The organism is Streptomyces aurantiogriseus, assembly GCF_014649375.1.
Classification (GTDB): Bacteria; Actinomycetota; Actinomycetes; order Streptomycetales; family Streptomycetaceae; genus Streptomyces; species Streptomyces aurantiogriseus.
Genome location: NZ_BMSX01000013.1, coordinates 151916 through 175813 on the forward strand (window position 1 = coordinate 151916; position 23898 = coordinate 175813).

Sequence of the window (23898 nt, forward strand, 5' to 3'; positions counted from 1 at the left end):
CGGGATGAAACCCGACCGGTTTCCGATGCTTCCATTTCCCCTCAGTTGGCGTGGAATTGACCCTTCCGGGGGACAACGTTCGAAGGGGTCCTCGATGATCCTGCCCCCGTGAGTGGCAGGAGGGCCGTTGTCCGTCGCCGGAAGACCCACGATCGAGGAGCCGAGACTCACGACCCGCCAGGTCAGGCGCCGCCGTGTCCCCCGGCACGTCGTCGTCGCACTGCCGCTCGCGCTGGCCGGGCTGATCTCCCTGATGGTCTCGGGCAACGCGTTCCGTCCCTTCGAGCGGATCACCACGCTGGAGGCGAGGATGGCCTCCAAGTCCGACTTCTTCAGAGACCCGGAAGTGCAGCGGCTGTTACTCGAACACGGCCTGCGCGTCGACATCCACCGCCTCGGCTCGCGCGGCATAGCCACCCAGTCCCTGAAGGGCATGGACGTCGTCTTCCCCTCCGGGCAGCCCGCGGCGAAACTCGTCCTCGACCGGCAGGAGCGGTCCGTCCGCTCGGTCCGCCCCTTCGTCACCCCGCTGGTCCTCGGCACCTTCCGCGACTACGCCGACACCCTGGTCAAGGCCGGCGTCGCCACCCCGCAGCAGGCCCCCGACGGCGGCCCCACGCTCTACTACAACCTCGACATGCGCGCCTTCATGGGGCTGCTCGACGGCAGGGCCGGCGAGAAGACCACCGCCGACCAGGACGGCGACGGCACGCTGGAGGGCGCCGACACCTGGAACGGCATCGGCTTCGACCAGGCCGGCGGCCGCAGCAACAGCGGCCGGGTCCTGGTGCGCACCTCCAGCGTCTGCGAGTCCAACTCCGCCGGCACCTACCTCAGCCTCCTCGCCTTCGTCGCCAACCGGAACAGCACCCCGGGCACGCAGAACGTCAACGACCCCCAGCTCGCGCGGGACGCGGTCACCGACCTCGCCGCGAAGATCAGACCTCTGATCAACCTTCAGGGCATGTGGGCCGACGAGCAGGCCGACAGCTACCTCTCCGACCTGGGCGAGAGCATCGCCCCCATCTCCCTCATCTACGAGCACCAGTACCTGGCCCACCAGATCGCCTACCAGGACACGCACGGCCGGCAGGACATCGAGCGCGTCCTGCTCTACCCCACGCCCTACGCCCTCACCGAACCCCAGCTGATCTCCCTCACCGACGAAGGGGACCGGCTGGTCCGGCTGGTCGAGCAGGACGAGGAGTTGCGCGACCGGGCCATAGAACTCGGCTTCCGCGTCCGCTTCAACGGCGAGGACGGCACCAGCGAACGCCTCAACACCTATCTGCGGGACCACGGCATCCAGGTCCCCGTCCCCAACCGCGACGAGACCAAGTCCTACGAACCCGACCTGAACGTCCTGGAGCGGATCATCAACTACGTCGGGAGCTGCCCGCCGCCCGCCCAGGACACCCCGTGAAGCGGCCTCCGGCCGTCCTCGCGGCCGCCCTCGTCCTCACCCTGCTCGGCACCCTTGTCTCCGCCTGCACCCGGGACGCCGAGCACATCACCCTCCGCGTCCTCGCCAGCCCCGAACTCGCCGACGTGGAGCCGCTGTTGGACGAGCTGGAGGAGGACACCGGGGTCAAGCTGGAGATGGCGTACGAGGCGACCGCCGACCTCGCCGGACAGCCCGCGGCGTCCGGGCGCTCCGCCTACGACCTGGCCTGGGTCGCCTCCGACCGCTCCTTCCTGCTGCGCGTCCAGGACTCCGGCGGCAGGCTCACCCGCCCCGAGTCCACCGCCGTCATGCGCTCACCGGTCGTCGTCGGCATCGAGCGGGATCTGGCGGACCTTCTGCGCGCCGGCGCCTCCGGCGGCCGTATCTCCTGGGCCGACGTCGCCGACGCCGCCGCCGAGGGCCGACTGCGCTTCGGCATGGCCGACCCGCGGCGCAGCGACACCGGGCGCGCCGCCCTCGTCGGCGTCGCCACCGCGGCCGCCGGGACCGGCAGCGCTCTGCGCGAACAGGACGTCTCCTGCGACCGGTTGCGCGGCTTCCGCTCCGGCCAGACCCTCACCGGGGCCAGCTCGCGCGAGCTGATCAGCACCTACGTAGAACACCAGGGCGACGCCGAGGCCCTCATCGCCCACGAGGCCGAACTGCTCGCCCTCAACGCCTCCGGCAAGCTCCGCGAACCCCTCGAGATCGTCCACCCCGACGACGGCATGGTGCTGTCCGACTTCCCCCTGCTGCTCCTCGACCCCGGCCGGCGGGAGGCGTACGGCAAGGTCGTCGACTGGCTGCTCGGCGCCGACGTACAGAAGAAACTGATGGAGCGCACCTTCCGGCGGCCCGTCAACCAGGACGTCGAACTCTCCGCGCCGCTGCGGGCGTCCGTCGGCAACGCCCTGTCCTTCCCCGACCGCCTGTCCATCGTCGAGCAGCTCGTCGACGACTACGGCGACCCGGTGCACGCCATCGGCGACCAGGTGGTGTTCGTGCTGGACTTCTCCACCTCGATGCGCGGCGAGCGCATCGCCGACCTGCGGGCGGCCTTCGCGGGCCTGAGCGGCGCCGACCAGTCCGCCACCGGCAAGTTCGCCCGCTTCTACCGGGGCGAGCGCCTCACCGTCGTCCGCTTCGGCGGCCGCGTCCTCGAGGAGCGCACGGTCACCGTCCGCTCCGACGCCGACCTGAGAACCCTCGACCGGATCGTCACGGGCGGTGGCTTCGACGACGCCACCGCCGTGTGGTCCGCCCTCGACCGCGGCTACCGCATCGCCACCGACGCCGTACGTGCCGCGCCCGAACGGCCCGTCGCGATCGTGCTGATGACGGACGGCGAGAACAACACCGGTCTGTCCTACGAGGAGTTCCTGCGCCGGCACGAGCGGCTCGGCTCCGCCGCCGACGCGGTGCCCACCTTCCCCGTCCAGTTCGGAGAGGCCGACGCCGCCGCCCTGAAGCGGGCCGCCGCGGCGACCGGCGGCCGTATGGTCGACGCCGGCCTCTCCTCGCTCTCCGACGCGTTCAAGGAGATCCGTGGGTGTCATTGACAGTCAGTGGTGGAGCCTGTGGTGGCCGTGGCTGGTCGTCTGGGCGGTGACGGCGGCCGCCCTGGCCGTCCTGGCCCGTCACGCGCTCCTGCGCCTCGGCCTGCTGCGCCGCCGTCGGCGCGGCGGCGGACGCACGGTCCACGGCATGTGCTTCTTCCTGCACGAGAAACGAGTCATGGACCTCTACCAGTACGGCGGTTTCTCCGCCGCGCTGGAGGCGGAGGTCGCCGACCGGACCAACGTCAACGCGGGAGCCGGACTGTTCGCGCGGCTGGGCTTCGGCGGCCTCGGCGGGGCACACCGGGAGGTCACCAAGGAACGCGTCACCGCCTACATTCAGCAGAGCACGCCCATCACGGTGATCCGGCTGCTGATGGACACCATGCGCAAGGAGGACGCCGTCGTGGACGCCGACCTCACCACCGGCGTCGTGACCCCCAACCGGGCGCTCGCCGACACCCTGGACGACCAGGACGGCGACGGCCGGGTGCCGCTGACCGCCGTCGGTGTCGCCTCGGCGTTCGTCTCCATCACCGGCCGGTTCACCGCCCGCCGCGCCGAGAACGGCGACATCGTGCTGCGCGCCCAGTACGGCACCGGGCAGCCGGCCGCCCAGGTGCGGATCACCTGCGAGGCGGCCGGGGTGCGCGAGGGCTTCCACAACGCCGACTACTTCACCGGGGAGTTCCAGGCCCGCTGCCTCGGCAAGGTGCCGACGTGGAACCGCGAGCGGGGGGAGCTGACGCTGAACCCGATCGCGATCTTCCTCTGAGTTGGTCTGCGCCTGAGTTCGTCTGCGCCTGAGTTGTTCCGCTCCTGAGTTCTTCCGCGCCTGATTTCCTATGCGTTGAGCTCGGCCAGTACGCGGAGTGTCCGCGGGTCCGGTGCCACCACCAGCAGGTCCGTCACCGGGCCCTTGCGCCACAGCTCCAGCCGCTCGGCGATCCGCTCGCGCGGGCCGACCAGGGAGATCTCGTCGGCGAAGGTGTCCGGGACGGCCAGTACGGCCTCCTCCCGGCGCCCGGCCAGGAACAGCTCCTGGATCCGCCGGGCCTCCTCCTCGTACCCCATGCGCGCCATCAGGTCGGCGTGGAAGTTGCGCCGGGCGTGGCCCATACCGCCGATGTAGAAACCGAGCATGGCCTTCACGGGCAGCAGCCCCTCGGAGACGTCGTCGCAGACCGTGACCCGGGCCATCGGCGCGACCCGGAAGCCCTCCGGCAGCTCCGTCACCGCCGGCCCGTACGCCTCCGGCCGGCTCGGCGACCAGTACAGCGGGAGCCAGCCGTCGGCGATCCGCACCGTCTGCGCCACGTTCTTCGGCCCCTCCGCACCCAGCAGCACCGGCAGATCGGCGCGCAGGGGATGCGTGATCGGCTTCAGCGGTTTCCCGAGCCCCGTCGCGTCCGCACCCCGGTAGGGGTGGGCATGGAACCGCCCGTCCACCTCCACCGGCCCCTTCCGCCGCAGCACCTGCCGTACGACGTCGACGTACTCCCGGGTCGCGGTCAGCGGTGAGCTCGGGAACGGGCGCCCGTACCAGCCCTCGACGACCTGCGGCCCCGACAGGCCGAGGCCCAGCATCATCCGCCCGCCGGAGAGATGGTCCAGGGTGAGCGCGTGCATCGCGGTGGTGGTCGGCGAGCGCGCCGCCATCTGCGCAACGGCCGTACCCAGCTTGATCCTTGAGGTCCGCGCGGCGATCCAGGTCAGCGGGGTGAAGACGTCCGACCCCCACGACTCGGCCGTCCACACGGAGTCGTAGCCGAGCCGCTCCGCCTCCCGTGCCAGCTCCACATGGCCGGGGGAGGGGCCGCGCCCCCAGTAGCCGAGCGCCAGTCCGAGCCGCATACCAGCCTCCTGACGGTACGTCAGATCCGGAGGTGACTGTACGACAGCGGCCCCCCGCCCGGAAGGGCGAGGGGCCGTGAAGCGCTGAGGAGCGGCGCCGGCGGAGGCTGGGGTCAGCCGCGCTGGATGCCGGAGGTGTCCCGCAGGACGCCGCGGCGGCCGTCCTGGGTCTGCGCGACGAGGCCCTGGGCGCCCTGCTCGACGGCCAGGTACCAGGTGCCCGGCGCCAGTTCGGCGATCGGCGTCGGCGCACCGTCCTCCGCGTACAGCGGGCGCGGCACCGGCACCGCGAACCAGAACGGCGAGAAGTCCGCGGCCGGCGGCTGCGCCGGACCCGGCTGCGGCCCGCCGAACGGCTGCTGACCCGGCTGACCCGGCTGGCCCGGCTGCGGACCGCCGAACGGCGACGGCTGCTGCTGCGCGCCCGGGTAGCCGTAACCGGCGGGCGGCTGGGCGCCGTAGGGCTGGGGCTGCGGGGGCTTGGGGGCGGGGATCAGGCCGGCCTGCAGCGCCGGGACCAGCGGGGTGGCGACGGCACCCGCGGCCAGCAGCAGAGCGCCGATGAGGCCGAGGATGAGACCGGTGCCGGCCCCGATGTCCGCCCCGTCGAAGGCGTCGGTGAACGCGCCCAGCGGGTCGATGATCGTCCAGAGCGCGGTCCACGCGGCGACGATCGTCAGCGCGACCCCGAGCTGACCGAGGTCCAGGCCGATGACCTTGCGCGGCTGCGGGAGCGCCCGGGCGACGACGATCAGAGCCGCCCCGATGATTCCGCCGACATACATGCTCATCAGCAGGCCGAGGTTGTCCCAGGCGTTGGGGACGTCGTCGCCGGAGCCGTCGAACGTGTCCAGGAACGACGCGATGAACAGCAACACCGCTGCTCCGATCACCACGCCGTCGCCTCGAGTGAGGGAGCGGATATTCACTTCAGGTCCTTCGTCAGTCGTCTCGTCATCGATACACGCATCGGTAGAGGCGTCGCTGTCACCATGTCGCCGTCAGGCCCGGGTGTGAAGCGCGGGGGTGACCCCTCATCGTACGGACGACACTATCGTCCGCACGATCAGGCTGTCCGCCGGGATCAGCGCGCTGATCACTACCCGCGCAGGAAACTCACGATTCCCTCAGAGATCCCTTGCGCCGCTTTCTGCCGCCAGGCACCGCTGGTCAGCAGCGCCGCGTCCTTGCTATCGCGCATGTTGCCGCACTCGATGAACACCTTGGGAACCGTTGACAGATTGAGACCGCCCAGGTCCTTACGCGTGACGAGACCGCTGCCGTCGCCGATGTAGTTGGAGGGCGCGCTGCCCGTGACGCGACCGAAGTCGTCCGCGATCAGCTTCCCGAGGTCCCGCGAAGGGCCCACGATGGCACCGGTGTCGGCGGCGCCCGCCCGCACCGCGCCCGGCAGGATCACGTGGTAGCCGCGGTTGCCGGTCCCGGAGCCGTCGGCGTGGATCGAGACGACCGCGTCGGCGTGCGCGGCGTTCCCGATGCGGGCCCGCTCGTCCACACAGGGGCCGTAGGGCCGGTCCCCGTCCTGCGTCAGCTTCACCGTGGCGCCCTGCCGCTCCAAGAGGGTGCGCAGCCGGTGCGCCACGTCCAGGGTGAACGCGGCTTCGCTGTAACCGGAGTTGGTGGACGTCCCCGTGGTGTCGCACTCCTTGCGGTTGGTGCCGATGTCCACCTTGCGGTTGATCTCGGCGGTGTGCTCGGCGTTGGCCGGGTTGTGGCCCGGGTCGATGACGACGACCCTGCCCTTGAGCGAGCCGGCACCGGCCGGGGCGGAGGCCGTGCCGGACGGCGAGGCGGAGGCGCCGGGCCTCTCGTCGCCGCCGGTGCCGCCCGGGCCGCCCGAGGGCGAGGCCTGGCTGCTCGACGCGGCCCCCGTGCCCCGGTCCGGCCCGCCGTCCCCCGACCCGCCCAGCGCCTCGTAGGCCACCCACCCGAGCAGCGCGCCGGGCACCAGCGCGGCGAGCGCCACCACGAGGGTGCGGCGCAGCGGGGAGCGGCGGGGGTGCGGGGGATCGAATTCCGGGCCTGCGTACGACACGCGTGCCACCCTAACCGGCCGCCCGAGGGGCCCACCCGGGGGTGGCGGCCGGACGGACGTCGCAGCCGGGGCCGGCCCGCACCTCCTACTTCGTCACCTCCGCCGACTTCAGCCGCACCTCCTCCGGTCCCACACACACGAAGAACGCGTACGGCAGTCCCGCCGGGTGCCGGAGCACCGACTCGTCGCCGCCGGTGCTCTGCTTCGACGGTGTGCGGGCCTCCGTCGTCGAGCCGTCCTGCCACGTGCAGGTCACCTGCTCGGCCGTGCGGGCGGCACGGCCGATCACCAGTGGCCGGTCGAGTTCGTCCGTCGAGGGATTCAGGGAACTCTCGCCCCAGTCACGGTCGGTGCCCGTGAAGACGTCCCTCGCCGTCTCCACCGTCATCTGCGAGATCCCCGTCTGCAGTTCCCCGTAGGTGTGCTTCACGAAGAACGAGAGCTTGCCGACGAGGCTGGAGGCCTCCCGCACGTCGAGGGGCTTCTCGTCGAGTTCGGCCATCGCTGCCAGCTGTTCGCGTGCCTCCTCGTCGTCACGCGGCGGAGCCCACACGTCGATCGTGAGCCGCCACTCCTGACCGTGGTCGACGCCCTCGGCCAGGAGCGTTCGCTGGGGCGCCAGCACGCCCGGCCTCGCGCTCACCGACGTACCCCGGTCTTCGCCGCCCGGCAGCCCGCCCACCGCCAGCGCCCCCGTCGACCCCGCGACCACCAGCGCCGCGGCCGCCGCCACCGCCCAGCGACGCGCCCTGCGGCGGCGGCCGCCACGGATCAGGGCCTGGGTGGGGGCGGTGCCGATCTCGACCTCGTCCGCGGCCTCGGCCAGCAGGAAGGTGATGTCGTGGTGCGTCATGTCGTGCCTCGTCTCCCGGTCCGCGCTCATCACTTCCGCCCTCCGTGCGTCACCGTCTCCGCCAGCCCCGGTACGGCGCGGAGCTTCGCGATGCCCTTGGCCGCGTTGCTCTTCACCGCGCCGACGGAACAGCCCATCGCCTCGGCCGCCTGCGTCTCGGTCAGGTCCTCCCAGTACCGCAGGACCACTGCCTCCCGCTGCCGCGGCGGCAGCTTCGCCAGCGCCTTGAGCAGGGTGTGCCGGTCGTCGGCGCGGGAGATGTGGTCGCCGGTGTCGGCGATCTCGTGCGTCAGCCCCGAGTCGTCCTTGGGGGCGAGGAACTCCCGCAGCTTCCTGCGGTACCTGCGGCTGTGCGCGTTGATCATCACGCGCCGTACGTACGCCTCCGGATCATCGGCCGAGGCGACCTTCCGCCAGGCCACGTAGGCCTGCTCGAGCGTCGACTGGACCAGGTCCTCCGCGGCGTGCTGCTCCCCCGTGAGGAGAAACGCCGTGCGCATCAGCCGCGGCCAGCGGCCGATGACGAAGGCCTGGAACTCCGTGTCCCCGGCCTGCTTCCGATCCCCCATGGGCACCTCCTAGATGGTCAAAGGAGGCCATGAGCGGTCAGGATCGTTGCCTCACCTCCTGAAAATTCCTGGCGGACCCGGGATCCGCCGTCGCCGGGGCCGTCCTCCGCGGCAGCCACACCAGCATCAGCACCGCTCCCACGAGCAGCACCCCCGCCCCGACACGGAAGACCAGCGCGTAGCCCTCCGTCAGCGCCTCGGGCGTTCCGCGCCCGGCCGTGCGGGCCGCGGCGAGCGTGGACAGCACCGCGAGCCCCAGCGAACCACCCATCGTGCGGGAGGTGTTGACCAGGCCGGACACCAGACCGGCCTCGCCCGGTGCGGCCCCCGAGGTGGCGAGCGCGGCGAGTGGCGTCGACGACAGGCCGGCGCCCAGCATCATCAGCACGCCCGGCAGCATGATCGCGGTGACGTAGGCGCCGTCGGCGCTCATCGTCGACTGCCAGCCGAACCCGGCCGCTGCCACCAGCGCCCCCAGCACGGCCGCGGTGCGGGCCCCGACCGCGCGCATGAGGCGGGGCGCGAGCTTCGAGCCGAGGACGATGGCCAGGGAGCTGGGCATCAGCGCCAGGCCGGCCTCCAGCGGGGGGTAGCCGAGCACGTTCTGCGCGTACAGCGTCATGAAGTACCACATGGAGAACATCGCCGAGCCGCACAGCAGCATCGCCACGTTCGCCGAGGACACCGACCGCAGCCGCAGCAGCCCGAGCGGCATCAGCGGGGCCGACGTCCGCGCCTCCACGACGCCGAACAGCCCGATCAGCACGAGTCCGGCGGCCAGCGGCACCAGCGTCGCCGGCACGGCCCACCCCGCGGCCTCCGTCTGCGAGATGCCGTACGCCAGCGTGGCGAGACCGGCCGTGACCAGCAGGGCGCCCGGCACATCGAGGCGCCGGCCGTCCCCGGCCCGGCTCTCGGGCAGGCGGGCGAGGGCGCCGGCCAGGACGACCGCGCCGACCGGCACGTTGATCAGCAGCACCCAGCGCCACGACAGCAGGTCGACCAGCACCCCGCCGACGAGCCCGCCGGCGGCACCGCCGCCCGCGCCGACCGCCGTCCAGGTCGCGATCGCCCGCGCCCGCGCGGCGCCCTGCGGGACGGCGGAGGTGACGATGGTCAGCGTCGACGGCGCCAGCACCGCCGCGCCCAGGCCCTGCACGGCCCGCGCGAGCAGCAGCTGACCGTCGTCCCGGGCCAGCCCGCCGGCCAGCGAGGCCAGCGTGAACAGGGTGAGCCCGACGAGGAACATCCGCTTGCGCCCGTACAGGTCACCGGCCCGTCCGCCGAGCAGCATGAACCCGGCGAAGGCGATGGCGTACGCGTTCACCACCCACTGCAGACCGGACGCGCTCATCCCCAGCTCGGCCCGCATCGACGGCAGCGCCACGTTGACCACGGACACGTCGAGGACGACCAGGAACTGGCCGGCGCAGGCGAGCGCGACGACGAGCCAGGCAGGGGAGGCAGGGGACGATGAGCGGCGGGAGGTACGGGTCGCTTCGCGCATGGACGTCATGATCTCAACCGGGTTGCGCCCCTTCCATCGGAATTTCGGCCTACGCCTTTGGTGCCGGACCCCCCTTCCTCAAGAGAAGGTCAAGATTTCGTTAGGATGCCAAAGCAACGGAATAGTTGCTCATGCATACGGGGTTCAGCCTGCACGTATCCCGCACAGCCCCGACAGTCCCGCCCGGACACACCCTCACCCAGGCCTGGAGGCCCCGCTCCATGACGCACACGCCGACCCACCAGCCCCGACGCGGAGCGCGCGGCGCCGTCGTACCGGTGCTCGCCTTCGCGGGCATCGTGGTCGCGGTGATGCAGACCCTGCTCGTCCCGGTCATCAAGGACCTGCCGCAACTGCTGGACACCGCCCCCAGCAACGCCACCTGGGTCCTGACCTCGACCCTCCTGTCCGGTGCCGTCGCCACGCCGATCATGGGCCGCCTCGGCGACCTGTACGGCAAGCGGCGCATGCTCGTCGCCAGCCTCGCCGTGATGGTCGTCGGCGCGCTGCTCAGCGCGGTCACCAGCGATCTGCTCACGATGATCGCCGGCCGCACCCTCCAGGGCTTCGCGATGGGCGCGATCCCGCTCGGCATCGGCCTGATGCGCGACATGCTGCCCCGCGAGCGGCTCGGCTCGGCGATGGCCCTGATGAGCTCCTCGATCGGCGTCGGCGGCGGCCTCGCCCTGCCCGCCGCGGCCCTGGTCGCCCAGCACACCGACTGGCACGCCCTCTTCTACGGCGCCGCCGGCCTCGGCGCCCTCGCCATCGCCCTCACCCTGCTCGTCGTCCCCGAGTCCCCGACCCGTGCCGCGGGCTCCTTCGACCTGCCCGGCGCGCTCGGCCTGTCCGCCGGTCTCGTCCTCTTCCTGCTGCCGATCACCAAGGGCAGCGACTGGGGCTGGACCTCCGGCACCACGCTCGGCCTGTTCGGCGCCTCCGTCGTCGTCCTCGTCCTGTGGGGCGTGATGGAGCTGCGGGTGAAGGCCCCCCTGGTGGACCTGCGCACCACGGCCCGCCCCGCCGTGCTCTTCACCAACCTCGCCTCGATCATGGTCGGCGTCAGCTTCTACGTCGTCTCCCTGGTCCTGCCGCAGCTGCTCCAGCTGCCGAAGAGCACCGGCTACGGCCTCGGCCAGTCGATGGTCGTCGCGGGCCTGCTCGTGGCGCCGCTCGGCCTGACGATGATGTTCACCGCACCCGTCTACGCCCGCCTCTCCGCCAAGCACGGCCCCAAGAGCACGCTGATCCTGGGCCTGCTGATCATCGCGATCGGCTACGGCGCCGGCCTCGGCCTGATGAACGCCGCCTGGCAGAGCCTCGTCATCGCGGTCGTCCTCGGCGCCGGCATCGGCCTCGCCTACTCCTCCCTGCCCGCACTGATCGTCGGCGCGGTCCCCGCCTCGGAGACCGGCGCGGCCAACGGCCTCAACACCCTGATGCGTTCCATCGGTACGTCCGTCTCCAGCGCCGTCATCGGCATGGTGCTGGCCAACACCGCGGACACCGTGGGCGGTGTCGAGATCCCGACCATGCACGGCTTCCGGGTCTCCTTCCTGATCGCGACGGGCGCGGTGGCGATCGGCCTGCTGATGGCCCTGTTCCTGCCGAAGCCGCGCCCGGCCGCCGCGCCGCAGCTGCGTGCGAGCAGTGAGGAGGACGCCAACCCGGAGCGCGCGGAGGAGGCGCGACGGGGGTCCCCGCGCTCGAGCGAAGCCGAGAGTGGGGGAGGCTTCCGCGGCCGGGTCCTGGATGCCGGCGGCGCCCCGGTCGCCCGTGCCCGGGTCACCCTCATCGACCGCCGCGGCCGCCAGGCCGGCGCCACCCTGTCCGCGGAGGACGGCAGCTACACCCTCGCCGTCCCCGCCCGGGGTGCCTACGTCCTCGCCGCCAGGGCCACCGGCCACGGACCTCTCGCCTCCGCCGCGACCCACGGGGGCGACGACCGTGCGGTGGACGTGGACCTGGCGCTGCCGGGCGAGACGGTCCCGACATCCTGAGCGATCCGAGGGGACCTCTTCCCTCGCCGTGAACGCCGGGTGGAACACCGGCCCCTCGAGAACGTCGCCACCGACGAGTGTCCGGCCGTGCCCACCTCCGGCACGGCCACCGGCGCTAGATCACCCAGTGGACCTGCACCGAGAACTTCGGCCAACGGTGGTCCTGGTGACACCTGGCCGTTGAAGAGATGAAGGAATCTCGCCTGTCATGAACCTGCGCAGAAAGGCGGCCGTCGTTCTGGCGGCCGCCGCCCTCATCGGCGCGCCCGTGCTGACGGGCTCGTCCCTGACCGGCTCGGCGCCGACAGCCACGGCCGCCGAGGCAGTCGTCAACGCCCGCCTCTACAACCAGGGCACCGGCTTCTGTCTGGCCAACCCTGGCTCCAGCGCGACCAACGGCACCGTGATGATCCAGTGGTCGTGCAGCTACAGCGACAGCAACTACTGGTCGCTGCAGCCGGTGACCGGCGGCTACCACGTCGTCAACAAGGCGAGCGGCAAGTGCCTGGCCATCCCCAGCGGGAGTACGACGCCCGGCGTCAAGGCCATCCAGTGGACGTGCGGCACCGAGGCCGGCGACGAACAGGTCTGGGTCCACGACGACACCGAGCGGCTGAAGAACGCGAAGACCGGCCTGTGCCTCGCCATTCCCCACACCAGCACGACCGCCGGCACCGAGGCCATCCAGTGGGGCTGCAACGACAACAAGGACCAGCAATGGCTGTGGTGACCCGCAAGCGGGCCCTGCCCGTACTCCTGACCGCACTCGTCCTCGCCGTCCTGACCGGCCTTCTCCTGCCGGGCCCCGCCTCCGCCGAAGGCACGTCGGGCGAGTCGAGCGCCTACATCAACACGGCCACCGAGGGCGATGGCCCTCGCACCCCCGACATCATCGCCACCAGCGCGAACAACGCGGTCGTGGCCTGGCGGGAGGGCATCGTCCCGGGCCAGGTCGACCACGGCTACATCCGGTACGCGTACACCACCAACGGCGGCGCCAACTGGAGCCACCCCCAGGTCCTCGCCCAGGACACCAGCGAGTACGCCTGGCACTTCGTCGTCCTCTACCGGACGGGCAACGAACTCTTCGCCTACCTCGGCCGGACCAAGTCGTCGAGCACCAACAACTCCGGCCTTCCCATCGACGCCATCGTGGTCAAGCGCAGCACCGACGAGGGCCACACCTGGCAGGACCACCCCGTCACCATGCCGCTCGACCTCCCGGAGACGACCGCCGACGAGGGGCTCGCGAACCTCATCTTCGCCGGACGCCCGCTCCGACTGGCCAACGGCAAGCACGTCATCCCGTTCTGGGCCTCGGGCCGCGAGAACGGCGTGCTGATCTCCTCGGACCTGAAGACCTGGACGGCCGGCGGCATCGTGCCGGACCCGAACGACCTCGACGCCGCCGAACCCCAGATCGCCGTCTCGCAGGACGACCCGAACAAGCTGGTCATGGTCGCCCGCAGCCGCGACACCCAGACCCGCGCGGCGACGGCCACGAGTTCCGACGGCGGTCTGACCTGGACGCCCTTCACGCTCGACACCAACCTGCCGAGCTACAACTCCAAGGTCCAGTTCATCAAGGACAGCAACGGCCAGTACCTGTCCCTCTACAACACCGCCACGAACCGCGCCGTCCTCAACTACAAGACCAAGCGCCCCGGCGCGGCCTGGAGCGCCGGCAAGTTCTTCGCCAACGGCGCGGCGGGCGACCAGGACCCCGATCAGCAGGGCACCACAGGCGCCGGCTGGGACACGTACCCGATGGCCGACGAGTACGCCCCGGGCAAGTTCTATGTCGTCTGGGAGTTCGACACCTCCCGGATCAAGGTGAACAAGCTCGACATCTCCGACGCGCCCTGAACCCTCACCGCCGTACCCCCTGTCGCCCGCCGGCCAGGGGGTACGGCAGCATGGGGCGCCGAGACGCACGTACGACCGGAAGGCCCCTGCCCATGACCGCGGCACCCAAGCCCGAGATCCTCGCCGCGTTCGAAGCGGCGAAGGGGTTCATGCCCTTGGACGAGGGGCTGGCGCTGTACGCGGCGGCCGTGGAGGCGGGACGGCTGGGGCTGCCGTTGCTGGAGGTCGGCACCTACTGCGGGCGCTCCACGATCCTGCTCGCCGACGCGGCCCGCCAGGCCGGGGTCACCGCCCTCACCGTCGACCACCACCGCGGCAGCGAGGAGCAGCAGCCCGGCTGGGAGTACCACGACCCGGAGACGGTCGACCCCGAGATCGGGCTGATGGACACCCTGCCCACCTTCCGCCGCACCCTCCACCGGGCGGGCCTGGAGGAGCACGTCGTCGCCCTGGTCGGCCGCTCGCCCCAGGTGGCGAAGGTCTGGGGCTCCCCGCTGGGCCTGGTCTTCGTCGACGGCGGCCACACCGACGAGCACGCGGGCGCCGACTACGAGGGCTGGGCCCCGCACGTCGCCGAGGGCGGGCTCCTCGCCATCCACGACGTCTTCCCGGACCCCGTCGACGAGTTCACCGGTCAGGCCCCCTACCGCCTCTACCTGCGCGCCCTGGCCTCCGGCGCCTTCACGGAGGTCTCGGACACCGGCTCGCTGCGGGTGCTGCGGCGCACGGGCACCGGCATCTAGGACGACGCTGGGCCCCTGCGGCGACGGCGGTACAGGAGGACACCGGCCACCGCCGCCACCGCGACCAGCACCGCCGGGACCAGCACGGCCGGCCGCAGGGCCGAGCGGTACGGCGGGGCCGGCGAGGCCTCCAGCGGGATGACGGCGATGTCGTTGCCGGGGGTGCGGTCGTACGGGCCGTACGTGCGGATGGTGCCCCGCGCGCCGGGGACCTGCCGGTCGACGCGGAAGCGGAAGTCGACGGTGGTCGTCCCGTCGTCACCCGGCCAGAACCTGCCGCTGTCGAGGTCGCAGACGAACGCCCCGCCGGTCTTCTTCGGCCGGTCGCACGCCCACTTCCCGTCCGTGTCCTCGAAGGTGAACGGGATGGACGTGACCGTGGTGCCCTCCGGCGGGACCACCTCGAAACGGCCCACGTCGTCGCTCAGTCGGCCGGGGCCGAGATCGCGTACCCCGAGCCTCACGCTCACCGTGTCGCCGACCCGGCCCCGGACGGTCCCGGCCACCGGCGTGTAGTCGGCCTGCACGGTGGTCTCCACGGCGACGTTGGTGCTGCCGCTCGTCAGACCGCGCCCGGCCGTCCTGGTGAGCGTGAGCGGGGCACCCGTGCCGCGCACGGGGTGCTCGGCAGGCCGCTGCGGGTCGGACGACCAGCTGTAGCTCAGCAGGCCGGTCAGCTCGTCGGGGGCGGCCGTGTAGGTGAGCGGGGAGCTGACGCGGTAGGCGGTGCCCGCCGCCGCCTTGGCGGGGAACCCGCACCACGCCGAGGTGGACGTCGAGTTGAAGTAGCAGTTGCCGGGCCGTGACGTCACCAGCAGACCGCCCTGTGCGGTGATCCGCAGGGCGACACCCTGCTCGGCGGTGAACCGGCTGTGGTTGGCGAACCTCGGGGTCAGCCGCGCGGGTTTCCCCGGCTCCACCCCGGTCACCCTCTCCTCCTCTTCGGGCGAGTGCAGCGTGGGACCACCGACGGTCATACGGGTGATGCCGGTGACGGGGGCCGCGTTGTCCGCGCTCGCGGTGTAGGTCACCGTCCCGCTGTCGCCCGGCCGCACACCGTCCACTCCGTGGAGGGTGAAGGGCGGCGTGCTCTCGCCGTCGTTCTGCAGGGTGCCGTACTCGCACGTCCACACCCAGCCGCTCCCGGTGCAGTTGCCGCCGTTGCCCTTCCCCACCCGGGCGACGCCCTCCAGCCCCGAGGCGTCCACGACGACCTTGATGTTGCGGGCCGGTTCGGTGTTGCCGGGTACGACGGCGACGGGCACCTGGAAGTCCCCGTTCGCGGCCTTGGCGCCCTCGTCGGCGTTGTACATGACGAAGGTGGCCGGGGCCTCGAGGCGCAACGCGACCCCGTCGGAGCCGTCCGCGGCGGCGGGTGCCGCGGCCGTGGCGAGGACGGCGGCGAAACTCACCGTCACGGCGGCCGTGCGTCGGGTGATCCGTATCGGTAAGGGCATGCGGGGCACTATGCCAGCGAGGCTCGACGGCCGTTACAGCCAGCCCTGTTGCCGCGCCTCCCGCATCGCCTCCATGCGGTTGCGGGTGCCCGTCTTGCCGATGGCGGAGGAGAGGTAGTTGCGGACCGTCGACTCGGAGAGGTGGAGTCCGGCGGCGATGTCGGCGACGGTCGCGCCGCCGGCGGAGGCCTTGAGGACGTCGCACTCGCGGGCGGTCAGCGGGTTCGGGCCGGCGCTGAGCGCGGCCGCGGCCAGGGCCGGGTCGACGACCGTCTCGCCGCTGAGCACCCGGCGGATCGCGGCCGCCAGGTCCTCCACGGGACCGTCCTTGACGAGGAAACCGGCGGCCCCGGCCTCCATGGCCCGACGCAGGTAGCCCGGCCGGCCGAAGGTGGTCAGGATGAGCACCCGGCAGTCGGGCACCTGGGTGCGCAGCTCGGCGGCGGCGTCCAGACCGCTCATGCCGGGCAGTTCGATGTCGAGGAGCGCCACGTCGGGGCGGTGGGTGAGGGCCGCGTCCACGATCGCGTCCCCGGCGCCCACCTGCGCCACGACCTCGATGTCCGCCTCCATCCCCAGCAGTAAAGCCAGCGCCCCGCGCAGCATGCCCTGGTCCTCCGCGAGCAGCACCCTGATGGACTTGGCGCGACGGTGGTCGCGGGGCATTTCGTTCACGGGCCAAGGGTAGGTCCGGCGGCGACGGAGGGCGCCTGCACGGACACCGCTTCCACCAGGCCGTACGACGACTGCGCCACGTCCGCCGGAAGCTCCGCCGTGACCGTGAAGCCCCCACGCGGCCCCGGCCCCGCCGTCAGCCGACCGCCGGCCGCCGCAAGCCGCTCCCGCAAACCGGTGAGACCGGTGCCGCCGACAGGGGTGATGGGGTCGGCCGGGCCGGTGGGGCGGTCGGCCGGGCGGGTGGGGCAGTCAGTGCCGGTCACGGCGCCCGCGCTCCAGGGAACGCTGGTGCTGGTGCTGGTGCTGCCGGTCTCGGTTTCGGTGCCCCTGCTGCATGGGGCGCCCGCGCCGCAGGTGTCGCCCACGCCGCGTCGGGCGTCCACGCTCCGGGGAGCGCCGGTGTGGTCGGCCGCCGCGCCGGTGCCGTTGTCCGTGACCGTCAGTCGTACGCGCTCCGCCGCCCCCGACACGGTGATCTCGCAGCGGGTGGCGTCGCTGTGGCGGACCACGTTGGTGACCGCCTCGCGCACCACCCAGCCCAGCAGGGCCGCGGTCTGCGGGGCGAGTGGTGGGCCCGACTGGTCGAAGGCCGGCTCGACGCCCACCGCCGTCAGCGCCGAGCGGGCCCGGTCCAGCTCGGTGGTGAGGCTGCCCTCGCGATAGCCGGTGACCGCCTCGCGGATCTCGGTCAGCGCCTGGCGGCCCACCGCCTCGATGTCCGTGATCTGGGCGAGGGCCGCGTCGACGTCGCGCGGGGCCAGCCGCCGGGCCGCCTCCGACTTCACCACGATCACCGACAGCGTGTGCCCGAGCAGGTCGTGCAGATCGCGGGAGAAGCGCAGCCGCTCCCGCTCCACCGCCTGCCGGGCCAGCTCCTCGCGGGCGGCCCGCAGATCCCGTACGGCCTCGGAGAGGGACAGGATCGCGGCCGTCACCATCGTCGAGATCCAGGTCGCGTAGGCGGTGTCGAGGCCGCTCCAGCCGTCGTGGACGAAGGAGACCACGCCCGCCAGGAGGGCCACGCCGGTGCCGACGACACGCAGCTGCCGGCCGCGCAGGGCGGCGCCCGTCGCGAGGCCCAGCAGAGGGAAGAACAGCACCCAGTTGCCGCCGTAGGCCCCGGCGAGTCCGCAGGTCACCCCGGCCATCAGAGCCAGGGCCACCCGGGTGGGCGCGGCCTCGCGGTGCCGCTTGGAGAAGGAGTGGAAGGCCACGTAGATGTACAGGGTGTTGAAGGTCAGCAGGCCCAGGGCGCCGATCCACCAGTGCGGCGTCTCGCCCTGGAAGAGGTTCGAGAACGCGCCCATCCCCAGCAGCAGCCACGGCAGCAGGGAGAAGCCGCTGGGCGGCGGGCCCGGGTCCTCGGGGAGCTGCCCCGCCCCGTGCCCGGCCCGGTAGTCGGCCTTGAAGCGCTCCTTGTTCGCCTGGTAGGCGCGCTGGTACTCCCGCGCCTCCCGCACCCCCGCGCGCCATTCCGCCCAGTGGCACGCCGGCGCACACCGCAAGCCCCCGCCTGACCGCGTCATGTCCCTGCCCCCGTTCCCGTACGGCTTTCCTTCTCCGATGCCCGTCGGCTTCGACGCTACGGCCGCGGGACGCGGTCCGGCAGGGGCGCCCGTACGGATCCGGGCGGGACAAATGTCATGGCCGACCGCGCCGGGAGCTGGTATCTGACATGCCGTCAGGAGTCTTCACAAGTATGGGGGCCTGGGCTATACAGGGGGTCGCCGCACTGGAACGCGTTCTAGAACAGGCGGGTTCCGCGGCCCCGTGACGACCTCGGTACGGCCGACGGTGCGGACGACCGTGCCGGGGTCTTACGCCCGTACCGCCACCGTCAGGAGCCCCATGCCCATCGACGCAGCCAAGGCGCTCGCCGCCGAACCCCGGACCGGCGAGATCACCTGGGACCGCAAGGACGTCCAGCTCTACCACCTCGGCATCGGTGCGGGCGTCCCCGCCACCGACCCCGACGAACTGCGCTACACCCTGGAGTCCCGGCTGCACGTCCTGCCGAGCTTCGCCACCGTCGCGGGCTCCGGCTCTCCCGGCGTGATCAGCGGACTGTCGATGCCCGGCGTCGATGTCGACCTCGCCCGTGTCCTGCACGGCGGCCAGTCGCTCACCCTGCACCGCCCGATCCCCGTCGAGGGCACCGCGACCGCCACCGGCCGGATCGCCGCGATCTACGACAAGGGCAAGGCCGCCGTCCTCGTCATGCGCACCGAAGTCGCCGACAGCGACGGCCCGTTGTGGACGAACGACGCCCAGATCTTCGTCCGCGGGGAGGGCGGCTGGGGCGGCGACCGGGGCCCGTCCACCCGGCTCGACCCACCCACCGGCGACCCCGACAAGGTCGTCGAACGGCCGATCCGCGAGGACCAGGCCCTGCTCTACCGCCTCTCCGGCGACTGGAACCCGCTGCACGCCGACCCCGAGTTCGCCAAGCTTGCCGGCTTCGAACGACCCATCCTGCACGGCCTGTGCACCTACGGGACAACCCTCAAGGCGGTCGTCGACACGCTGCTCGACGGGGATGTGACCCGGGTCCGCTCGTACAGCACCCGCTTCGCCGGAGTCGTGTACCCCGGCGAGACCCTGCGCATCCGCCTGTGGCGGGGCGAGGGCTCCGTCCGGGCGGCGGTGAGCGCGGTCGAGCGGGACGACGCGGCGGTCCTCGCCGACACGATTGTCGAACACTCCTGAACCACCCGTCCTCCGAGGGGATTTGAGGGGAGCCGCACCATGCGCGCAGCCGTACTGCACGAGATCGGTCAGGACAAGCTGGAGATCCTCGACGACGTCGAGGCGGTGGGCTTCGGCCCCGGCAGGGTCAGGATCCGGGTGCGCGCCACGGGGCTGTGCCACTCGGACCTGTCCGCGATGGGCGGGGTGCTGCCCCAGCCCGCGCCGTTCGTGCCCGGCCACGAGGGCGCGGGTGAGGTCCTGGAGGTGGGGGAGGGCGTCACACGCGTCAAGCCCGGCGACCGGGTGGTGGTGTGCTGGCTGCCCGCCTGCGGCGCGTGCCCCGCCTGCAAGCGCGGGCAGACCGAGCTCTGCCTGGCCGGGTTCATGAACGCGGGCACACCCAACTTCAAGCGTCCCGGCGGGGACGTCTTCGGCTTCGCCGGCACCGGCACCTTCGCGGAGGAGGTCGTGGTCGACGCGGGCTGCGCGGTCCCGATCCCCGACGACGTGCCCTTCGACATCGCCGCGCTCATCGGGTGCGGGGTGACGACAGGCCTGGGTGCCGCCCTCAACACCGCGGACGTGGAGGCGGGTTCGTCCGTCGCCGTCATCGGCTGCGGGGGAGTGGGCGTGTCCGCGATCCAGGGCGCCCGGCTCAAGGGCGCCGCCGAGATCGTCGCCGTCGACCCGGTCGCCTCCCGCCGCGAGGCCGCCCTCGAGTTCGGCGCCACGAAGGCCGTCTCCCCCGAGGAACTGGCCGACGCGAAGCAACAGATCACGGCCGGTGAGGGCTTCGACTACGTCTTCGAGGTCGTCGGCCGCTCCACCACCGCGCGCACCGCCTACGAGACCACCCGGCGCGGCGGCACCCTCGTCGTCGTCGGCGCCGGCGCCCTGGACGACTTCCTCCAACTCAGCATGTTCGAGCTGTTCTTCGACGAGAAGAGGATCCTGCCCTCGATGTACGGCGGTGGCGACGTCCTGCACTCCTACGAGCGGACCATCGCCCTGTGGCGGGCCGGCCGGATCGACCTCGCGGGCCTGATCACGCACCGCGTCCCGCTCACCGAGATCAACGAGGCGCTGGACCAGATGCGCACGGGAACGGCCCTGCGTACCTGCATAGAGATCTGAGGCCCCGTCATGTCGCTTCCGCTGGATGGACATTCGGCGATCGTGACCGGCGCCGGACGCGGACTCGGCCGTGCCGAGGCGCTGGAGCTGGCCCGGCTGGGCGCCGCCGTCGTCGTCAACGACTACGGGCGGCCCGGACGTGACGGCTCGGGCGAGGCGTCGGCCGGACCGGCCGAGGAGGTCGCACGCGAGATACGGTCCGCCGGCGGTACCGCCCTCGCCCACACCGGGGACGTGTCCGACTTCCGACAGGCCCGTGAACTCGTCGAGTTGGCCATCGCGGAATTCGGGAAACTGGACGTCCTGGTCAACAACGCGGGCATCCTGCGTGACCGCATGGTCTTCTCCATGACGGAGGAGGAGTGGGACTCGGTGATCCGGGTCCATCTCAAGGGCCACTTCAACACCACCCGTTTCGCCGCCGCCCACTGGCGGGAGCGCTCCAAGGCGGCGGGCGGGCCGGTGTACGGGCGGATCGTGAACACCTCCTCGGAGGCGTTCCTGGCCGGCTCGGCGGGACAGCCCAACTACGCGGCGGCGAAAGGCGGAATCGTCGGCCTGACGACGTCCACCGCCCTCGCGCTCGCCAAGTACGGCGTCACGGCCAACGTCATCTGCCCGCGCGCCCGCACCCGGATGACCGAGGACGTCTTCGCCGGCCTCGGGCGCCCCGAGGAGGGACTGGACCCGCTCGCCCCCGAGCATGTCGCCCCACTCGTCGGCTACCTGGCCTCGCCGGCCGCCGCACGAGTCAACGGGCAGTTGCTCGTCGTGCACGGGGGGATGGTCGCCGTCGTCGAACGGCCCCGGGTGCAGGCCAAGTTCGACAGCAAGCAGGAGGCTTTCACGCACGAGGAGCTGGACGCCATGCTCACCCCGCACTTCGCGGAGCGGCCGGAGGGGGAGACGTTCGCGGCGGTGGAGGTGTTGGGACTGCGGTGGGGGTAGGCGGGGGTGGCCATGGCCTCGGTCCGGGTCCTGGTCCCGGTTCCGGCCCCGGCCCCGTTCCGGTTCCGGTTCCGGCCCCGGCCCCGTCCCGGCCCCGTCCCGGTCCCGGCCCCGTCCTCGTTCCGGTCCCCGGTACTGGTCCCGGGCGGGTCCGCGGTTCCGTTCCCGGTCCCGGGGCGCGGTTCCGGCCACGGCCACGGAACCACGGTTCCGCTCCGGTTTCGGGCGGTCGCGGTTCCGGCCCGGTTCGAGTCAGATCCGGGTTGCAGTCCCGGTCCTCGGTCCCCGGTCCCGGGTCCCGGGTCCCGGCCCGGTTACGGGTTCCGGTCCCGGGCCCTCGGACCCGTACATGCGGAGGGGCTCCGCTCGTCCTCGCAGACGAACGGAGCCCCTCCGGCGTACTGTCAGACAGCCGCCTCGGTCTTCTCCTCGACCGGCTTGCGGTGCCGGCCGCGAGGAGCGGACTCGCTGTCGTGCGACGAGACCGGACCCCGGTGACGGCCGTGACCGGAGGCCTCGGAGGAGTCGGTGGACAGCGGCTGCGTGGTGCTTGCGTCGCTCATCGGAAGAGTTCACCCCGTCAACATGATCTTTTACAGCCGGGTGAGTTTATCCGGCGCACCTCGGGGCGGATCCAGGCGGCCACGCCAACCGCTGCTACTTCGTTACAAGTCGGCCGAGGGGGGCTTGTTGGAGGGGGACGGGTCGAAAGGTGGTGGCTTCCGAGGGTGCTGGGGGTGCTGGGGGTGCTGGCAGTTCCGAGGGTTCCGGGGGCGCCGGAGGTGTCGGGAATGCCGGTGGTGGGGGTTCGGAGGTGGAGTGGGGAGTGGACGCCGGCGTTCTGATGTACGGCACGGCCACTCGTGCCACCCCGCACGGCTCCGTCCTTGTCGCGTACGGCAGCCGCAGTACGCCGTCCTGCGTCCACAGGCCGCTGCCCCCCAGCCAGCCTTCGGGCGCGGCGAGCTGGTGCAGATACCGCTCCGCCGGGCGCCACACCCCGACCCAGCTGCCGAACCCGCCGTCGATCCGCAGGGCCACCGCGCAGTTCTCGGGGACCAGGATCTGGCCCGGCTGGATCGCGAACGGCGTCAGGGCGCAGTCGGGGAGCCGCAGCGACTCCGGGAAACGCACCGGGAGCGTGCTGCCCAGGATGCCCCAGCCGAGCCGTGGCTCACCGGGCGAGGGGGCGTCCGAGCGGATGAGGAGCAGGCCGCTGTCGGGGTCGGCGAGCAGCAGGCGGTCGTCGCTGCCGGCGGCGATCTGCAGCAGGGGAGAGACCGCGCCGCCCCGCTCCAGGTCCACCACGATCGCCTTCGTCCGCCCGCCGGCCTCCCGGTCCAGCGCCAGTATGCGCCCCGTCCGGTCGAGCCAGACCCCGCCCGAGCAGCGGCCGGGGATCTCCGCGATGTGCTCCGGGCCGAACGCCCCGCCCGCCACCAGCCACAGCGTCGTCGAGTGCCGGCCCACGGCGAGGGCGTACGCGCGTTGCCCGCAGGGTGCCGGCGGGAGCAGGCGCAGACGGGTGCCCTCGTCCGGGCACTCGACCGCGCCCAGGGGGAGCTCACCCGTGCCCGGGTCGGTCGGATACAGCAGCGAGAAGGCGTGCCGTTCCCGCACCAGGCGGTGGATGAGGACCCGGCCGTCGGCCATCGGGTGCACTTCCGTGCCGGGCTCCTCCGGCTGGTGGGCGGGCAGCGGTACGGCATACGGCTCCGGGCCGTCCAGGGTCCAGCGCTCCGGGAACCATGACTCGCCGGCTCGCGCGAGGCGGGCGGCGTAGGTGCCGGCCGCGGTGATCACGCAGTCCGGGTACGGCGTACCGTCCTCGACCTCGTCCTCCGCGGTGGGTTCGATCGCACAGACCGTCATCGTTCGGTCACCTCCGGCGACGAAGCTAGTTTTCGTGCGTGCGGGCGGGGGGATCGGCGGGGCGGGGCTTCGCTCGTACGAGTGGTGCAGAAGCGATTCGCCTCCGGCGGTTGTTGAGAATGTGCTGCTTTGCCCACCCACTCACCCGTCTCGGTGGGCCGGGAGGCACCCGCCTGGGGCGCGCTTTGCCCACCCACCCGCCCGTCTCGGTCGGCTGAGGGGCACCCCTCTGGGCCCTTGCCCTTGCCCTGGCGGGGCTCCGCCCCCTGCACCCCGGGGCTTGCCCACCCGCCCCTCTCGGTTGGCCGGGAGGCACCCGCCTGGGGCGTGCTTGGCCCACCCGCTCGCCCGTCTCGGTTGGCTGAGGGGCACCCCTCTGGGTCTTTGCCCCTGCCCCCGGCGGGGCTCCGCCTCCCGCACCCCGGGGGTTTGCCCACCCACCCGCCCGTCTCGGTCGGCTGAGAGGCTCCCATCCCGGGGCTCTCCCCCGGCCCCCGGCTTGAGCTTCGCCCCTGCAGCCGGGGGCTCCGCCCCGGTCCGGCAGGGCACTCCTCTCCTGCCGTGCGCAAGCACCTCGGGGGTGCAGGGGGCGGCGCCCCCGCTGGGGTCTGGGGCGGAGCCCCAGGGTGGGGGCCTCTCAACTGACCGAGTCGGGCGGGTGGGTGGGCAAGCA

Annotated in this window: 21 protein-coding genes; 10 read left to right on the top strand and 11 right to left on the bottom strand. The window is 72.4% G+C overall.

What is annotated here, in order from left to right; genetic code table 11:
* Positions 1-127: 127 nt before the first annotated feature.
* From IE263_RS26445 to IE263_RS26455, 3 genes are read left to right on the top strand one after another with little or no spacing between them, the layout of a single operon-like run.
* Entirely contained in the window at positions 128-1423 is a 1296-nt protein-coding gene (locus IE263_RS26445) for a hypothetical protein (RefSeq protein ID WP_189940286.1), read from the top strand.
* Positions 1420-3003 (top strand): VWA domain-containing protein, encoded by a 1584-nt coding sequence (locus tag IE263_RS26450; protein WP_189940287.1) that lies wholly within the window; start codon positions 1420-1422, stop codon positions 3001-3003. Before IE263_RS26445 ends, IE263_RS26450 begins: the two co-directional genes overlap by 4 nt.
* Entirely contained in the window at positions 2990-3775 is a 786-nt protein-coding gene (locus tag IE263_RS26455; protein WP_189940288.1) for a hypothetical protein, read from the top strand. Before IE263_RS26450 ends, IE263_RS26455 begins: the two co-directional genes overlap by 14 nt.
* Positions 3776-3843: 68 nt before the next feature.
* Here the strand turns inward: IE263_RS26455 and IE263_RS26460 are convergent, their stop codons facing one another.
* The 6 genes from IE263_RS26460 to IE263_RS26485 form a co-directional block, all read right to left on the bottom strand.
* Complete coding sequence (locus IE263_RS26460) at positions 3844-4854, bottom strand: LLM class F420-dependent oxidoreductase (protein ID WP_189940289.1); 1011 nt, start codon at positions 4852-4854, stop codon at positions 3844-3846.
* A gap of 113 nt (positions 4855-4967) precedes the next feature.
* Positions 4968-5783 carry a DUF5336 domain-containing protein gene (locus IE263_RS26465; protein ID WP_189940290.1) on the bottom strand — a complete coding sequence of 272 codons (816 nt, stop codon included), beginning with the start codon at positions 5781-5783 and terminating at the stop codon, positions 4968-4970.
* A gap of 170 nt (positions 5784-5953) precedes the next feature.
* Positions 5954-6910 carry an N-acetylmuramoyl-L-alanine amidase gene (locus IE263_RS26470; protein ID WP_189940291.1) on the bottom strand — a complete coding sequence of 319 codons (957 nt, stop codon included), beginning with the start codon at positions 6908-6910 and terminating at the stop codon, positions 5954-5956.
* Positions 6911-6995: 85 nt separating this feature from the next.
* Positions 6996-7763, bottom strand: a complete 768-nt coding sequence (locus IE263_RS26475; protein ID WP_229911170.1) for a hypothetical protein — start codon at positions 7761-7763, stop codon at positions 6996-6998.
* 29 nt (positions 7764-7792) lie between these two features.
* The gene (locus tag IE263_RS26480; RefSeq protein WP_189940293.1) at positions 7793-8332 is read right to left on the bottom strand and encodes a SigE family RNA polymerase sigma factor; all 540 of its coding nucleotides are present in this window, start codon (positions 8330-8332) and stop codon (positions 7793-7795) included.
* 37 nt (positions 8333-8369) lie between these two features.
* On the bottom strand, positions 8370-9848 hold the full coding sequence (locus IE263_RS26485) for a DHA2 family efflux MFS transporter permease subunit (RefSeq protein ID WP_189940294.1): 1479 nt from the start codon (positions 9846-9848) through the stop codon (positions 8370-8372).
* Positions 9849-10060: 212 nt separating this feature from the next.
* On the opposite strand from IE263_RS26485, the gene IE263_RS26490 reads away from it, so the two are divergent.
* The 4 genes from IE263_RS26490 to IE263_RS26505 all read left to right on the top strand — a co-directional run bounded on the left by IE263_RS26490 (position 10061) and on the right by IE263_RS26505 (position 14448).
* A complete protein-coding gene (locus IE263_RS26490; RefSeq protein WP_189940295.1) occupies positions 10061-11839 on the top strand; it encodes an MFS transporter in 1779 nt (592 codons plus the stop codon).
* 208 nt (positions 11840-12047) lie between these two features.
* Entirely contained in the window at positions 12048-12569 is a 522-nt protein-coding gene (locus tag IE263_RS26495; protein WP_189940296.1) for an RICIN domain-containing protein, read from the top strand.
* Complete coding sequence (locus IE263_RS26500) at positions 12557-13705, top strand: sialidase family protein (protein ID WP_189940297.1); 1149 nt, start codon at positions 12557-12559, stop codon at positions 13703-13705. The genes IE263_RS26495 and IE263_RS26500 overlap by 13 nt, the downstream gene beginning before the upstream one ends.
* 92 nt (positions 13706-13797) lie before the next feature.
* Entirely contained in the window at positions 13798-14448 is a 651-nt protein-coding gene (locus IE263_RS26505) for a class I SAM-dependent methyltransferase (protein ID WP_189940298.1), read from the top strand.
* Here the strand turns inward: IE263_RS26505 and IE263_RS26510 are convergent.
* Genes IE263_RS26510 through IE263_RS26520 form a run of 3 tightly spaced genes read right to left on the bottom strand, consistent with a single transcriptional unit; the run spans position 14445 to position 18109 of the window.
* Positions 14445-15905: a hypothetical protein gene (locus IE263_RS26510; RefSeq protein WP_229911171.1), complete on the bottom strand. Its 1461-nt coding sequence runs from the start codon at positions 15903-15905 to the stop codon at positions 14445-14447. The two genes, IE263_RS26505 and IE263_RS26510, sit on opposite strands and share 4 nt — an antisense overlap.
* Before the next feature lie 33 nt (positions 15906-15938).
* A complete protein-coding gene (locus tag IE263_RS26515) occupies positions 15939-16571 on the bottom strand; it encodes a response regulator transcription factor (protein WP_189940414.1) in 633 nt (210 codons plus the stop codon).
* A gap of 5 nt (positions 16572-16576) precedes the next feature.
* Positions 16577-18109, bottom strand: coding sequence for a sensor histidine kinase (locus tag IE263_RS26520; protein ID WP_189940299.1), 1533 nt, complete (start codon positions 18107-18109; stop codon positions 16577-16579).
* Between the two features lie 322 nt (positions 18110-18431).
* Here IE263_RS26520 and chsH3 point away from each other — a divergent pair, with 322 nt between their 5' ends.
* From chsH3 to IE263_RS26535, 3 genes are read left to right on the top strand one after another with little or no spacing between them, the layout of a single operon-like run.
* Entirely contained in the window at positions 18432-19289 is an 858-nt protein-coding gene (chsH3, locus tag IE263_RS26525; protein ID WP_189940300.1) for an enoyl-CoA hydratase ChsH3, read from the top strand.
* Between the two features lie 39 nt (positions 19290-19328).
* Positions 19329-20405: a Zn-dependent alcohol dehydrogenase gene (locus tag IE263_RS26530; protein ID WP_189940301.1), complete on the top strand. Its 1077-nt coding sequence runs from the start codon at positions 19329-19331 to the stop codon at positions 20403-20405.
* A gap of 9 nt (positions 20406-20414) precedes the next feature.
* On the top strand, positions 20415-21353 hold the full coding sequence (locus IE263_RS26535) for a 3-oxoacyl-ACP reductase (protein ID WP_189940302.1): 939 nt from the start codon (positions 20415-20417) through the stop codon (positions 21351-21353).
* Between the two features lie 404 nt (positions 21354-21757).
* Here the strand turns inward: IE263_RS26535 and IE263_RS26540 are convergent, their stop codons facing one another.
* Together IE263_RS26540 and IE263_RS26545 are read right to left on the bottom strand one after the other, a co-directional pair.
* Positions 21758-21916 carry a hypothetical protein gene (locus IE263_RS26540; RefSeq protein WP_189940303.1) on the bottom strand — a complete coding sequence of 53 codons (159 nt, stop codon included), beginning with the start codon at positions 21914-21916 and terminating at the stop codon, positions 21758-21760.
* A 94-nt stretch (positions 21917-22010) separates the two neighbouring features.
* Positions 22011-23225 carry a hypothetical protein gene (locus IE263_RS26545; protein ID WP_189940304.1) on the bottom strand — a complete coding sequence of 405 codons (1215 nt, stop codon included), beginning with the start codon at positions 23223-23225 and terminating at the stop codon, positions 22011-22013.
* Positions 23226-23898 lie beyond the last annotated feature (673 nt).